Annotated in this window: 11 protein-coding genes and 1 other RNA gene; 9 read left to right on the top strand and 3 right to left on the bottom strand. The window is 70.1% G+C overall.

Features of this window, described 5'->3' with window-relative positions:
• Positions 1-6 precede the first annotated feature (6 nt).
• Both rnpB and ASG74_RS00210 read left to right on the top strand, forming a co-directional pair.
• An RNA gene (gene rnpB, locus ASG74_RS04885) (RNase P RNA component class A) lies at positions 7-381 on the top strand.
• Positions 382-414: 33 nt separating this feature from the next.
• Complete coding sequence (locus ASG74_RS00210; protein ID WP_056137751.1) at positions 415-1,065, top strand: MBL fold metallo-hydrolase; 651 nt, start codon at positions 415-417, stop codon at positions 1,063-1,065.
• A gap of 47 nt (positions 1,066-1,112) precedes the next feature.
• On the opposite strand, the gene ppgK is transcribed toward ASG74_RS00210, so the two are convergent.
• Both ppgK and map read right to left on the bottom strand, forming a co-directional pair.
• The gene (ppgK, locus tag ASG74_RS00205) at positions 1,113-1,883 is read right to left on the bottom strand and encodes a polyphosphate--glucose phosphotransferase (RefSeq protein WP_056137748.1); all 771 of its coding nucleotides are present in this window, start codon (positions 1,881-1,883) and stop codon (positions 1,113-1,115) included.
• 34 nt (positions 1,884-1,917) lie between these two features.
• Positions 1,918-2,781, bottom strand: a complete 864-nt coding sequence (gene map / locus ASG74_RS00200; protein WP_056137746.1) for a type I methionyl aminopeptidase — start codon at positions 2,779-2,781, stop codon at positions 1,918-1,920.
• 48 nt (positions 2,782-2,829) lie between these two features.
• On the opposite strand from map, the gene ASG74_RS00195 reads away from it, so the two are divergent.
• Entirely contained in the window at positions 2,830-3,045 is a 216-nt protein-coding gene (locus tag ASG74_RS00195) for a hypothetical protein (RefSeq protein ID WP_056137744.1), read from the top strand.
• Between the two features lie 19 nt (positions 3,046-3,064).
• Here the strand turns inward: ASG74_RS00195 and panB are convergent, their stop codons facing one another.
• Entirely contained in the window at positions 3,065-3,934 is an 870-nt protein-coding gene (panB, locus tag ASG74_RS00190; RefSeq protein ID WP_056137741.1) for a 3-methyl-2-oxobutanoate hydroxymethyltransferase, read from the bottom strand.
• 227 nt (positions 3,935-4,161) lie between these two features.
• On the opposite strand from panB, the gene ASG74_RS00185 reads away from it, so the two are divergent.
• The 6 genes from ASG74_RS00185 to hisB all read left to right on the top strand — a co-directional run bounded on the left by ASG74_RS00185 (position 4,162) and on the right by hisB (position 13,926).
• Entirely contained in the window at positions 4,162-6,414 is a 2,253-nt protein-coding gene (locus ASG74_RS00185) for an immune inhibitor A domain-containing protein (RefSeq protein ID WP_082569431.1), read from the top strand.
• Positions 6,415-6,504: 90 nt separating this feature from the next.
• Complete coding sequence (locus tag ASG74_RS00180; protein ID WP_056137739.1) at positions 6,505-7,842, top strand: glutamine synthetase family protein; 1,338 nt, start codon at positions 6,505-6,507, stop codon at positions 7,840-7,842.
• A gap of 22 nt (positions 7,843-7,864) precedes the next feature.
• Positions 7,865-10,861 (top strand): bifunctional [glutamine synthetase] adenylyltransferase/[glutamine synthetase]-adenylyl-L-tyrosine phosphorylase, encoded by a 2,997-nt coding sequence (locus ASG74_RS00175; RefSeq protein ID WP_082569430.1) that lies wholly within the window; start codon positions 7,865-7,867, stop codon positions 10,859-10,861.
• 10 nt (positions 10,862-10,871) lie between these two features.
• Positions 10,872-12,197 carry a histidinol dehydrogenase gene (gene hisD / locus ASG74_RS00170; RefSeq protein WP_056137735.1) on the top strand — a complete coding sequence of 442 codons (1,326 nt, stop codon included), beginning with the start codon at positions 10,872-10,874 and terminating at the stop codon, positions 12,195-12,197.
• Positions 12,194-13,324, top strand: coding sequence for a histidinol-phosphate transaminase (locus ASG74_RS00165; RefSeq protein ID WP_056137731.1), 1,131 nt, complete (start codon positions 12,194-12,196; stop codon positions 13,322-13,324). Before hisD ends, ASG74_RS00165 begins: the two co-directional genes overlap by 4 nt.
• Positions 13,321-13,926 (top strand): imidazoleglycerol-phosphate dehydratase HisB, encoded by a 606-nt coding sequence (gene hisB, locus ASG74_RS00160; RefSeq protein ID WP_056137729.1) that lies wholly within the window; start codon positions 13,321-13,323, stop codon positions 13,924-13,926. The genes ASG74_RS00165 and hisB overlap by 4 nt, the downstream gene beginning before the upstream one ends.
• Positions 13,927-13,929 lie beyond the last annotated feature (3 nt).

Genomic DNA, 13,929 nt, shown 5'->3' with positions numbered 1-13,929 from the left:
GGCGGACGAGTCAGTCCGACGGTCGCGTCGTGGGCAACCACGTCGAGGAAAGTCCGGGCTCCACAGGGCGCGGTGGTGGCCAACAGCCACCCGGGGTGACCCGCGGGACAGTGCCACAGAGAACAGACCGCCGTCCGGCCTCGGTCGGGCGGTAAGGGTGAAACGGTGGTGTAAGAGACCACCAGCGGCTCCGGTGACGGAGTCGGCTAGGTAAACCCCACCGGGAGCAAGCTCAGACAGTGTGCGTTCGAGGGCGGCCCGCCCGAGCACACGGGTAGGGCGCTGGAGGCCACTGGCAACAGTGGTCCGAGATGGATGACCGTCAGCGTGACCCGGGCAACCGGCCACGCGACAGAACCCGGCTTATGACTGACTCGTCCGCACCACGCCGGGTCCACGGCATACCGTGAAGGCATGCGACTCACGCACCTCGGACACGCCTGCCTGCTCGTCGAGCTCGGTGACGAGCGCATCCTCATCGACCCCGGAACCTTCACCGCGGGCTTCGAGGAGCTGCGCGACCTCTCGGCCATCGTCGTCACCCACCAGCACCCGGACCACCTGGACCCCGAGCGGTTTCCGGACCTGGTGCGCGCCAACGAGGGTGCGCGCCTGCTCTGCGACCCGGGCAGTGTCGAGGTGCTCGCCGCACTGGGGATCGAGGGACAGGCCCACGACGGCGAGACCTCCATCGGCGAGGTGACCCTGACGCCGGTCGGCCGGACCCATGCCCTGATCCATGACGACCTGCCACGCATCCCCAACGTCGGAGTCGTCCTGCGTGCCGAGGGCGAGCCGGTGCTGTTCCACCCCGGCGACGCCGTCGACCAGGACCCGGGGGAGATCGACGTGCTGGCCTTCCCGCTCAACGCGCCATGGCAGCGCAGCCGCGAGATGACCGGCTTCCTGCGCCGGCTCAACCCGCGGCAGGCCGTGCCGATCCACGACGGCCTGCTCAACGTGCGGGGCCGGAAGCTCTACCTGCAGCAGGCCGGCACGTTCGGTGGGTCCGACACGACGGTGCGTGACCTGGCCGGTGCGGGTGCCGTGGACTTCTCCCTCTGAGGGTCAGCCGGCCACGGAGTCGTGCACCCCGCGCAGCGCGGGGCGTGTCACAAGGAGTCGTGGTACTCCTGCGCGAGGTGGGCGGCGCCGATGATGCCGGCCTTGTTCTCGAGCTTCGCCGGGACGATCTTGGTGCGCAGCGTGAGCAGCGGCAGGAACTCCTCGTGGTCCTTGGACACGCCCCCGCCGACGACGAAGAGGTCGGGCCACAGGAGGTTCTCGAGGTGGCTGTAGTAGCGCTGGAGCCGCTCGGCCCACTCCGGGTAGGTCAGGCCCTCGACGTCCTTGATCGACGACGCGGCGCGCTTCTCGGCGTCGAATCCGTCGAGCTCGAGGTGCCCCAGCTCGGAGTTGGGAATGAGAGTGCCGTTGTGGATCAGGGCGCTCCCGATGCCGGTGCCCAGCGTCGTGACGATGACGAGACCCTTCTGGCCCTTGGCCGCGCCGTAGTGCATCTCGGCGACACCAGCGGCGTCCGCGTCGTTGACGAGCACGATGTCGTGGCCGAGCTTCTCCTCGAGCATGTCCTCGGCCTCGAAGTCGAGCCAGGACTTGTCGATGTTGGCGGCGGAGCGCACGACGCCCTTGGTGACGACGCCGGGGATGGTGATGCCGATGGGGGAGTCACCGCGCACCTCGTCGAAGTGGTCGACGATCTGGCCGATGATGTCGCCGACGGCTTCCGGAGTGGACTTCGCCGGGGTGTCGATGCGCTTGCGCTTGCCGGCGAACTCGCCCTTGCCCAGGTCGACCGGTGCGCCCTTGATGCCGCTCCCGCCCACGTCGATGCCGAGTGGCAGGCCGCTCTTCTTGCTCATGGGGACTCCTTCGTCCGTGTCGTCGTCGAGCCGGTCAGGGGAGGGTGAGGATCTCGTTGCCGTGGTCGGTGATGAGGATGGTGTGCTCGAACTGGGCCGACCGGCGGCGGTCCTGCGTGACGACGGTCCACTCGTCGTCCCACATCTGCCACCGTTCGGTGCCCAGGTTGAGCATGGGCTCGATGGTGAACGTCATGCCGGGCTCGATCACGGTGTCGTAGGAGGGGGCGGCGTCGTAGTGCGGGATGATGAGGCCCGAGTGGAACGAGCGCCCGATGCCGTGGCCGGTGAAGTCACGCACGACGCCGTAGCCGAAGCGCCTGGCGTAGCTCTCGATGACGCGTCCGATGACGTTGACCTCGCGACCCGGGACAGCGGCCTTGATGCCGCGCATCATCGCCTCCTTGGTCCGCTCGACGAGCAGGCGGGACTCCTCGTCGACGTCGCCGCACAGGTAGGTCGCGTCGGTGTCGCCGTGCACGCCACCGAGGTAGGCGGTGATGTCGATGTTGACGATGTCACCGTCCTCCAGCGGACGAGAGTCGGGTATGCCGTGGCACACGACCTCGTTGACCGACGTGCAGAGCGACTTGGGGAAGCCGCGGTAGCCCAGGGTCGAGGGGTAGGCGCCGTGGTCGAGGAGGAACTCGTGGCCCACGCGGTCGATCTCGTCGGTCGTGACTCCGGGCGCGATGACCGCAGCCGCGGCCTCCATGGCCTGGGCCGCGACGCGCCCGGCAACCCGCATGAGCTCGATCGTCTCGGCGTCCTTGACCTCGGGGGAGAGGTTCTTGTCGGGCGTCGCCTTGTCGACGTACTCCGGTCGCTCGATGCCAGAAGGGACGGCACGCCTGGCGGACACCGCACCGGGAGCGACACTTCCGTACGTCATCGGCATACGGTGGAGTCTAGGCAGATCGCCGGCTCGGACACTCAGGAGGACACCGTGGCGTACTGGTACAACATCACGAGCAAGCAGGTCGAGACCGACGCGGACCGCAGCTCCAGCGACGACGTCATGGGCCCGTACGACACCGAGGACGAGGCCCGCAACGCGCTCGCCACCGCGGCGCAGAACACCGAGCAGTGGGACGACGAGGACCGCGCCTGGGAGAGCGGCAGCACAGGTACGGGGACAGGCACCGAGGACCTCGAGGACTAGTCGGGTCGGGCGGGACGGCCTACTCCTCGAAGGAGTGTTCCGCGGCCGGGAAGGCTCCCGAGGCCACCTCGGCGGCGTACTCGCGAGCGGCGTTGGTGAGGGCCGTGCGCATGTCGAGGTACTTCTTGACGAAGCGCGGGGCGCGACCGCCTCGCAGCCCAGCCATGTCCGACCAGACGAGCACCTGGGCGTCGCAGTCGGGTCCGGCTCCGATGCCGATGGTGGGAATGCGCAGGGCCTCGGTGACGGCCCTGGCCGCTGGGGCCGGGACCATCTCCATGACGATGGCGAAGCACCCGGCCGCCTCGAGCGCCAGGGCGTCCTCGAGCAGGCGGTCGGCGCCGTCGCCGCGACCCTGGACGCGGTAGCCGCCGAGGACGTGCTCGCTCTGCGGGGTGAAGCCGATGTGCCCCATGACGGGGATCCCCGCGCGCACGAGCAGCTCGATCTCGGGCACCATCGCCCTGCCACCCTCGAGCTTGACCGCGTGCGCGAGGCCTTCCTTCATGAACCGCGTCGCGGTGGCGAGGGCCTGCTGGGGGCTGGCCTGGTAGGACCCGAAGGGGAGGTCGGCCACGACCATGGCGTGCTTGGCTGCGGACGTCACGGCGCGGCACAGGGGAACCAGGTGGTCGACGGTCACCGGGACCGTGGTCTCGAAGCCGTAGACGTTGTTGCCCGCGGAGTCACCGACGAGGAGGCAGGGGATGCCCGCCTCGTCGAAGATCTCGGCGGCATACATGTCGTAGGCCGTGAGCATGGCCCACTTCTCGCCCGTCTCCTTCATCTTCTGGAGGTGGGGGACCCGGATGCGCTTCTGCGGTGCGGCCTGGGCACCGGTGCCGTACGGGTTGGTCGTCTCGGCGGAGGAAGTCGGCTGATCGCTCATGCCGCTGATCCTGTCAGAGCGACCCGGATCGGTCGCCGAGCGCCGAAGGTAAAGGGGAGGCAAAGAATTCGCACAAACTATTGTGCGATCCGGATCCCGGTGTTTTCCTTCTCAAGGCTTCGCCTGACCCCTGGCGGGCTATGACTCTCGGAGGAACTGTGACACGACGACACACTCGCACCCTGGCCGGCCTGGCCGGGGCAGCGTTGGTGGTGAGTCTTGCGCCCATGGGTGCGCAGGCCAAGGACACCACACCCCCCGCACACGACGCCAAGGCGTCGACGCTCAAGAAGGACGACCTGCCCAACCCCCTGGGCGACGCCGCGCGCAAGCTGCGGCAGGACGCGGTGGCCAAGCTCGTCAAGGGCGAGGCGACCACCGAGATGCGCGGCGGCCAGCGCGTCATCAAGCTCAAGGGCGACAAGAAGGCACCCAAGGGCTCCAAGGCCTCCAAGGACCGCTTCGTGTCCTACCCGGTGAACCGCGAGGAAGACATCTTCACGATCCTCACCGACTTCGGCTCCAAGACCGACTCGCGCACCGGCGGTGACGCCGGCCCCGTGCACAACCAGATCCCCGAGCCCGACCGCAACTGGGACGGCAACTCCACCGACGACAACTCCACCGAGTGGTCGGCCAACTACGACCGCGCCCACTACATGGACCTGATGTTCGGTGAGGGCGAGTCCTTCAAGGACTTCTACCAGAAGCAGTCCAACGGCCGCTTCCTCGCCAAGGGCGACGTCTCCAACTGGGTGACCGTGCCCTACAACGAGGCGCGCTACGGCCACAACCCCGTCGAGGGCGATGGGACGAGCGAGGCCGATGGCTACTGGAACTACATCGGTGACACCGCGACGGCGTGGTACAACGACCAGAAGGCTGCCGGCAAGACCGACGCGGAGATCAAGACCTACCTCGCGCAGTTCGACAAGGTCGACCGCTACGACTACGACGGCGACGGCGTCTTCAACGAGCCCGACGGCTACATCGACCACTTCCAGGCGATCCACGCCGGTCAGGGCGAAGAGGCCGGTGGCGGCGCGCAGGGGGAGGACGCCATCTGGTCGCACCGTTGGTACGCCTACTCCACCCAGATCGGTCGGACCGGCCCGGCGCAGAACAAGGCCGGCGGTGTCCAGCTGGGCGACTCCGGCATGTGGATCGGTGACTACACCACCGAGCCCGAGAACGGTGGCCTCGGCGTCTTCACCCACGAGTTCGGTCACGACCTCGGACTGCCGGACTACTACGACACCGCGGGTGGCGACAACGGCACCGCCTTCTGGACTCTGATGTCCGGTGGCTCCTGGCTCAACCACGGCGGCGAGGACATCGGCTCGACCCCGGGATACATGGGTCCGAAGGAGAAGCTCGACCTCGGCTGGCTCGACTACACCGTTGCGGACAAGACCGGCACCTACAAGCTCGGCCAGGCCGACCTCGATGGCGCCAAGACTCCGCAGGCCGTCATCGTCAACCTTCCTGACAAGCGAGTCGTCACGAAGTACAACACCCCCCACAGTGGTGCGGCCGAGTGGTGGAGCGGTTCGGGCGACAGCCTGACGAACTCGATGACTCGTGACGTCGACCTGACCGGCAAGACCGCGGCCTCCGTCTCGGCGTGGCTCGACTACAAGATCGAGCAGGACTACGACTACCTCTACGTCGAGGCCTCCACCGATGCTGGGGCCAACTGGACCCGGGTCGACGAGATCGGCGGCGCGAGCAACGGCTGGGTCCAGAAGACCTGGGACCTGTCCAAGTTCGCCGGCCAGAAGGCGAAGTTCCGCTTCAGCTACGTCACCGACGGTGGACTCGCCTACAAGGGTGCGTTCATCGACGACATCACGATCACCGCTGACGGCGCTCCCGTCCTCACCGACGACGTCGAGAAGGGCACCAACGGCTGGACGGCTGACGGGTTCTCGATCATCAGCGGCACGATCGACAAGACCTACCCGCGCTTCTACATGGCCGAGAACCGCGTCTACTCCGGCTACGACAAGACGCTCCAGACCGGCCCGTACAACTTCGGGTTCGCCAACACCAGGCCCGACTGGGTGGAGCGCTTCCCCTACCAGAACGGCATGCTCGTCTGGTACGTCGACGGCTCCTACGCGGACAACAACACCTCCGCCCACCCCGGTGGCGGTCAGTCCCTTCCGGTCGACGCTCGGCCCGCCCCGGTCAAGTGGCCCACCGGACAGCTGCTCGGCAACCGCCGCCAGCCGTGGGACGCCACCTTCGGCCAGGAGAAGACCGACGAGGTCACCTTCCACCGCAACGGTGTGCCGGTGACGATCAAGAAGCAGGCCGCGATCCCGACCTTCGACGACACCGACCCCAACAAGTACTGGACCGCGGACAACCCGTGGAACTCGGTCAAGGTTGCCGGCACGGGCACGAAGATCACGGTGGCCAAGACCACCAAGGGTGGCAACGAGATGGAGCTGAAGATCACGGTCCCCACCAAGTGACCCTGACCTGAGAGTTTTCCCACCTCACGACGAGGGCCCCGGAGCGAGATGCTCCGGGGCCCTTGCCCTGCCTCCCCCTAGGATGCCGACATGGATCGCCAGCAGGAGTTCGTCCTCCGCACCATCGAGGAGCGGGACATCCGCTTCGTCCGGCTCTGGTTCACCGACGTGCTCGGTGGCCTCAAGTCCGTCGCCGTGGCGCCGGCCGAGCTCGAGGGCGCCTTCTCCGAGGGCATCGGCTTCGACGGCTCGGTGATCGAGGGGTTCGCGCGGGTCTACGAGGCCGACATGCTGGCCAAGCCCGACCCCTCGACGTTCCAGGTCCTGCCCTGGCGTGGCGAGAACCCGGGGACCGCCCGGATGTTCTGCGACATCACCCTCCCCGACGGCGCCCCGAGCATGGCCGACCCGCGCCACGTGCTGCAGCGCACCCTCGCCAAGGCGGCCGACCAGGGGTTCACCTTCTACACCCACCCCGAGATCGAGTTCTTCCTCTTCGAGCCGGGGTTCAAGCCGGGGGAGCGGCCGACGCCGATCGACCAGGCCGGCTACTTCGACCACGTGCCCCACGGCTCGGCACAGGACTTCCGGCGTGCGGCGATCACGATGCTCGAGTCCATGGGCATCAGCGTCGAGTTCAGCCACCACGAGGGTGCGCCGGGCCAGAACGAGATCGACCTGCGCTACGCCGACGCACTGTCGACGGCGGACAACATCATGACGTTCCGGACGGTGATCAAGGAGGTCGCGCTCGAACAGGGGGTCTATGCCTCCTTCATGCCCAAGCCGCTCGCCGAGCACCCCGGGTCCGGCATGCACACCCACATGTCGCTGTTCGACGGCGACAGCAACGCCTTCTACGAGGCCGGTGCCCCCTACCAGCTCTCGCGCACGGGCCGGCAGTTCATCGCCGGGCTCCTCCACCACGGCGCCGAGATCGCGGCGGTGACCAACCAGTGGGTCAACAGCTACAAGCGCCTGTGGGGTGGCGGCGAGGCTCCGGCCCATCTCACCTGGGGACACAACAACCGGTCGGCGCTCGTGCGCGTGCCCATGTACAAGCCCAACAAGGGGCAGAGCAGCCGGGTCGAGGTCCGCTCGATCGACAGCGCCTGCAACCCCTACCTCGCCTTCTCCGTCCTCCTGGCGGCCGGTCTCAAGGGCATCGAGGAGGGCTACGAGCTCGCGCCCGAGACCGAGGACGACGTGTGGGGGCTCACCGACGCCGAACGCAAGGCCATGGGCATCAAGCCCCTGCCGGCCAGCCTCGTGGAGGCGATCGAGGCGATGGAGGAGAGCGAGCTCGTCGCCGAGACCCTGGGTGAGCACACCTTCGACTTCTTCCTGCGCAACAAGCGTTCGGAGTGGGCGGACTACCGCGGCCAGGTGACCGCCTTCGAGCTCGAGCGGTACCTCCCCCGACTGTGAGCGGAGCAGGATGACCGCCCGTATGCCGTCCGTGCCGGTCGACCTGGCCCGGCTCGGCTTCGCGGAGCCCCGCCGCGCGGGCGGCCTGCTGGCCGACAATGCCCTGGTCCCGCTGGTCAAGGACCGCAGCCGGGTGGAGCCCGACGGCCTCGCCGTCGCGCTCGCGAGGGTCGCCGACCCGGACCAGGCCCTGCTCGTGCTCGTGCGACTCATGGAGTCCTTGGCCGCGCCGTCCTGCGCCGCCGTCCGTGAGGCCCTCGTCCCGCAGCTGCGTGAGCCGGGCCGCGCCCGCGACCGCCTCTTCGCCGTCCTCGGTGCCTCCACGGCCCTGGGCGAGCACCTGGTCAACCATCCCGAGCACTGGACCTCAGTCGTCGAGGCCTGCCCGCTCGAGGTCGAGGAGCGCGTCGACCTGCTCACCGCAGCGGTGACGGTCCCCGGCGAGGGCACGACGCCCGAGGACGCCCTGCGGGTCGAGTACCGCCGACAGCTGCTCGGGATCGCCACCCTCGACGTGTCGCGTCCCGAGCCCGAGGCCAGGCTGCCCGAGACGGCCGCCGCACTCGCGGACCTGGCCGAGGCCGCCCTCGAGGCCGCCCTCGTCATCGCCCGTGGGGCCATGGGTCAGGCCGCCGAGCAGTGCCGCTTCGCCGTCATCGGCATGGGCAAGGCCGGTGGCCGCGAGCTCAACTACATCAGTGACGTCGACGTCATCTTCGTCGCCGAGGCGGCACCGGGAGTGGACGAGGACGTGGCGCTCGCCGTCGGCACCGAGCTCGCGACGCGCCTCATCAGGATCTGCTCGAGCCAGACTGCTGCCGGCGCCCTGTGGCAGGTCGACCCGGCGCTGCGCCCGGAGGGCAAGAACGGCCCACTCGTGCGCACCCTCGAGTCCCACGTGTCCTACTACGAGCGCTGGGCCAAGACGTGGGAGTTCCAGGCCCTGCTCAAGGCCCGCCCCATCGCGGGCGACCGGGCACTGGGCGGCGCCTACGTGGACGCGGTCGCCCCCTTCGTGTGGTCGGCCGCCTCCCGCGAGAACTTCGTCGAGGACGTCCAGGCCATGCGTCGCCGCGTCGAGGACAACGTGCCCGCCGGTGAGGCGGACCGCCAGCTCAAGCTGGGCCCCGGTGGGCTGCGCGACGTGGAGTTCAGCGTCCAGCTGCTCCAGCTCGTCCATGGACGGGCCGACAGCTCGCTGCGCTCCGGGACCACCCTGCCGGCCCTCGCGGCACTGTCCCGGGGCGGCTATGTCGGGCGAGAGGAGGCACAGACCCTCGAGACGGCATACCGGTTCCTGCGCACTCTGGAGCACCGCATCCAGCTCTACCGGCTGCGGCGCACGCACCTCATGCCCACCGCACCGGCCGACCTGCGACGACTCGGGCGGGCTCTGGGGCACACGCGCGACCCCGGCGAGGCGGTCACGGCACAGTGGCGGGCCGCGGCACGTGAGGTCCGGCGCCTGCACGAGCGCATCTTCTACCGCCCGTTGCTGTCGGCCGTCGCCCGGCTCGGACCCGACGAGGTGCGGCTGACGCCCGAGGCGGCGCGGGAGCGACTGGCCGCGTTGGGCTTCCGTGACCCCCGCGGCGCCCTGAGCCACCTCGAGGCGCTGTCCGGCGGCGTGAGCCGGCGCGCAGCGATCCAGCGCCAGCTGCTCCCGGTGATGCTCGGCTGGTTCGCCGACGAGGCGGACCCCGACGCGGGCCTGCTGGCGTTCCGGCGGATCAGCGACGAGCTCGGCACGACGCCGTGGTTCCTGCGGCTGCTGCGCGACGAGGGCAGCGCCGCCGAGCGGCTCGCGCACACCCTCGGGCGGAGCCGTTATGCCGCCGAGCTCCTGGAGCAGGGGCCGGAGTCGGTCCAGTTCCTGGGTGAGCCGAGCGGTCTCACGGCGCGCTCTCGCGACGAGGTGCAGGCGCGCATGCGCTCTGCTGCCCGACGCAAGGACGGCTCCGAGAAGGCGGTCCTCGCGGCGCGTGCCGTGCGCCGCTCGGAGCTCTTCCGGCTTGCGGTGGCCTCGCTGCTCGGGCACCTCACGCTCGAGGACCTGGGCACCGCGCTCGCCGCCCTCAACGCGGCCCTCATCGACGTCACCCTCGAGGTCGTCCTCGACACCGTCGAGGACAGGACCGGCACACCGGCGCTCAGCCGGCACCTCGTCGTCGGCATGGGCCGGCTGGGCGGTGGGGAGTCGTCCTTCGGCAGTGACGCCGACGTCCTCTTCGTCCACGACCCGGTGGAGGGCGCGGACTCGCGAGAGGCCCAGGAGCAGGCGCTCGAGGTGGTCAAGGAGCTCATCCGGCTGCTCGCGCTCGCGGCACCGGACCCGCGGCTCGAGGTCGACGCCGGCCTCCGGCCCGAGGGCAAGAACGGACCGCTGACGCGCTCCCTGGAGTCCTATCGTGCCTACTACGAGCGATGGTCGCTGGTCTGGGAGTCGCAGGCCCTCCTGCGCGCGGCGCCGGTCGCGGGCGACATGCAGTTGGGCGCCACGTTCCTCGAGGTCATCGACCCCCTGCGCTGGCCCGAGGGTGGGCTCGATGCTGGCCAGGTGCGCGAGATCCGGACGCTCAAGGCCCGCATGGAGTCCGAGCGGCTCCCGCGCGGGGCCGACCGCAAGGCCCACTTCAAGCTGGGTCACGGTGGGCTGTCCGACGTCGAGTGGTGCGTGCAGCTCATCCAGCTCCAGCATGCACACGCCGTGCCGAGCCTGCGCACCACCTCCACCCTCACGGCGCTGGCCGCCGCCCAGGCCGAGGGGCTGGTGGGCGCGGAGGACGCCCTGGCCCTGGGCGAGGCCTGGCGGCTCGCGTCCCAGATGCGCAACGCGGGGATGCTCTCACGGGGGCGCCCGGTGGACTCCGTCCCCTCCGACCAGCGCGACGCCGATGGCATGGCCCGGATCATGGGCCTGCCGGCTCGGTCGGGCCAGGAGCTGGCCAACCGCTACCGCCGCGTGGCCCGTCGTGCCCGGCATGCGGCCGAGCGCGTCTTCTATGGGGACGCTACCTAGACTGGGACGCATGATCCCCGTACTCGACCTGCGTGGCCGGGCGCCCGGTGTCCGTGAGCTCAGGCGAACCCTGCCCCGGGCCGAGCTCGACGTCGAGGCGGCAGTGGCCGCCGTCCGCCCGGTGTGCGACGACGTGGCCGCCCGCGGCGCCGAGGCCGTGCTCGACGCCTCCGAACGTTTTGACGGAGTGCGTCCGGAGAGCCTGCGCGTCCCGACCGACGTCATCAGGGCGTCGCTGGACGACCTCGACCCGCAGGTGCGGGCGGCTCTCGAGGAGTCCATCCGCCGGGCCCGCCTGGTCCATGCCGACCAGCGGCGCACCGAGTCCACGACCACGGTCACGGCCGGTGGCACCGTCACCGAGCGCTGGGTGCCGGTCGACCGGGTCGGCCTCTACGTCCCGGGGGGCCGGGCGGTCTACCCCAGCAGCGTGGTCATGAACGTCGTTCCGGCCGTGCTCGCCGGGGTCGGGTCCCTGGCGGTGGCCAGCCCTCCGCAGAAGGACTTCGGCGGCTGGCCGCACCCGACGATCCTCGCTGCCTGTGCCCTCCTCGGCATCGAGGAGGTGTGGGCCATGGGTGGCGCCCAGGCGGTGGCTGCGTTCGCGCATGGGTTGGACGGGCTCGACGGCGAGAGCGACCTCGAGCCGGTCAACCTCGTGACCGGCCCCGGCAACATCTATGTCGCGGCGGCCAAGCGCCTCCTCAAGGGCCTCATCGGCATCGACTCCGAGGCCGGGCCGACCGAGATCGCGATCCTTGCCGACGAGACCGCCGACTCCGAGCACGTCGCCGCCGACCTCATCAGCCAGGCCGAGCACGACCCCATGGCCGCGGCCGTCCTCGTGACCGACAGCGCCGAGCTCGCCGGGTCGGTGCAGTCGGCCGTGGCCCGCAGGGTCGGGGAGACCAAGCACGCCGAGCGTGTCACCGAGGCGCTCACGGGTCGCCAGTCCGCGGTCGTCCTCGTCGACTCGATGGAGGTGGGCCTCGACGTGGTCAACGCCTACGCCGCCGAGCACCTCGAGATCCACACCGCCGACGCGGCCGGCGTGGCCGCGCAGGTGCGCAACGCCGGCGCCGTCTTCGTCGGCACATGGTCCCCGGTCAGCCTCGGCGACTACTGCGCCGGGTCCAACCACGTCCTCCCCACGGGCGGGTGCGCCGCCCACTCGAGCGGCCTGTCTGTGCAGTCCTTCCTGCGCGGCATCCACGTGGTCGAGTACACCGAGGCCGCGCTGCGCGAGGTCGGCGCCCACGTCGTGACGCTGGCTCGTGCCGAGGACCTGCCGGCGCACGGCGAGGCCGTCCTCGCCCGCCTGCCAGAGCTCGCATGAGCATCATTGACGAGCTGCTGCGCGAGGACCTCAGGGGCCGTACCCCGTACGGCGCACCGCAGCTCGACGTCCCGGTCGCCCTCAACACCAACGAGAGCTCGTACGCCGTGCCGCCGGTGGTCGTCGACGAGATCGTCGCTGCCGTGGCGGCGGTCGCCCCGGGCCTGAACCGTTACCCCGACCGCGAGTTCACGCAGCTGCGAGGTGACCTCGCGGCATACCTCTCACGCAGCCGGACCACGGTGAGCCCGGAGCAGGTCTGGGCCGGCAACGGCTCCAACGAGGTTCTCCTGCACCTGTTGCAGGCGTTCGGTGGGCAGGGGCGCACGGCTCTCGGCTTCACCCCGGCCTACTCCATGCACCCGATCATCACCGCCACCACCGGCACGGCGTGGGTCGACGGGCTGCGCGGCGTCGACGTCGAGCAGGGCGGCGGGGGAGCGTTCGACCTGTCCGTCGGCTCGGCCGTGGCCCAGGTGGAGGAGCACTCACCCAACATCGTCTTTCTCTGCTCGCCCAACAACCCGACCGGCACGGCGCTGACCCTCGACGTCGTGACGGCGGTGCATGACGCCGCACCCCACGCGGTCGTGGTCGTGGACGAGGCCTACACCGAGTTCGCGCGCCCGGGCACCCCCACGGCACTGACGCTGCTCGAGGGTCGTCCTCGGCTCGTGGTCACGCGCACGATGAGCAAGGCGTTCGCCTTCGCCGGCGGCCGGCTCGGCTATCTCGCAGCGGACCCCCAGCTGGTCGACGCGCTGCGGCTCGTGCGCATGCCCTACCACCTGTCCGCGCCCGCGCAGGCGATCGCCCGGGCGACGCTGCGCCACGCCGACACGATGCTCGCCACCGTCGACGCCATCAAGGAGCAGCGCGACCGGATCGTGCACGAGCTTCCCGGGCTGGGTCTGCACCCCGTGCCCAGTGACGCCAACTTCGTGCTCTTCGGTGGGCTCCGTGACAGCCACACGACGTGGCAGGCGCTGCTCGAGCAGGGGGTTCTCGTTCGTGACGTCGGGATCGAGCACTATCTTCGAGTGACCGCCGGGACCCCGGACGAGACGACGGCGTTCCTCGATGCCGTGGCAGCCCTGGCTCCCGAACACCTGGAAGGACAGTCGTGACCAGCAACCGCACAGCGACGGTGAACCGCTCCACCTCCGAGAGCAGCGTCGAGCTCAGCATCGACCTCGACGGCACGGGTGCGGGCGACGTGAGCACCGGAGTCCGGTTCTACGACCACATGCTGCTGTCGCTCGCGAAGCACTCGCTCATCGACCTGCGGGTGCGAGCCACCGGAGACGTCGACGTCGACGCGCACCACACCGTCGAGGACGTCGCCATCGTGCTGGGTGACGCCCTGCGTGAGGCCCTGGGTGACAAGCGCGGCATCTCGCGGTTCGGCGACGCGACCGTGCCGCTCGACGAGGCGCTCGTCCACGCCGTGGTCGACGTCGCCGGACGCCCCTACGTCGTGCACACCGGCGAGCCGGAGGGGCAGGAGTACGTCGTCATCGGCGGGAACTACGTCGGCTCCCTGACCCGCCACGTCCTCGAGTCCTTCGCCCACCACGCGGGCATCGCGCTGCACGTGCGCGTCCTTGCCGGGCGCGACCCGCACCACATCGTCGAGGCCCAGTTCAAGGCGGTGGCCCGCGCCCTGCGTGCCGCCATCGAGCGCGACCCCCGCGTGGTGGGCATCCCCAGCGCCAAGGGTGCCCTCTGAGCC

Source organism: Knoellia sp. Soil729 (genome assembly GCF_001427985.1).
Lineage (GTDB): Bacteria > Actinomycetota > Actinomycetes > Actinomycetales > Dermatophilaceae > Knoellia.
The sequence above is the reverse complement of the archived record's forward strand: the minus strand, read 5'-3'. Positions and strand labels throughout refer to the sequence as shown.

Bases quoted from the DNA above. Each gene is read 5' to 3' on its own strand.
- ASG74_RS00210 (WP_056137751.1), top strand. From the start codon at position 415: ATGCGACTCACGCACCTCGGACACGCCTGCCTGCTCGTCGAGCTCGGT.
- ppgK (WP_056137748.1), bottom strand. From the start codon at position 1,883: ATGAGCAAGAAGAGCGGCCTGCCACTCGGCATCGACGTGGGCGGGAGC.
- map (WP_056137746.1), bottom strand. From the start codon at position 2,781: ATGCCGATGACGTACGGAAGTGTCGCTCCCGGTGCGGTGTCCGCCAGG.
- panB (WP_056137741.1), bottom strand. From the start codon at position 3,934: ATGAGCGATCAGCCGACTTCCTCCGCCGAGACGACCAACCCGTACGGC.
- ASG74_RS00185 (WP_082569431.1), top strand. From the start codon at position 4,162: ATGGGTGCGCAGGCCAAGGACACCACACCCCCCGCACACGACGCCAAG.
- ASG74_RS00180 (WP_056137739.1), top strand. From the start codon at position 6,505: ATGGATCGCCAGCAGGAGTTCGTCCTCCGCACCATCGAGGAGCGGGAC.
- ASG74_RS00175 (WP_082569430.1), top strand. From the start codon at position 7,865: ATGCCGTCCGTGCCGGTCGACCTGGCCCGGCTCGGCTTCGCGGAGCCC.
- hisD (WP_056137735.1), top strand. From the start codon at position 10,872: ATGATCCCCGTACTCGACCTGCGTGGCCGGGCGCCCGGTGTCCGTGAG.
- ASG74_RS00165 (WP_056137731.1), top strand. From the start codon at position 12,194: ATGAGCATCATTGACGAGCTGCTGCGCGAGGACCTCAGGGGCCGTACC.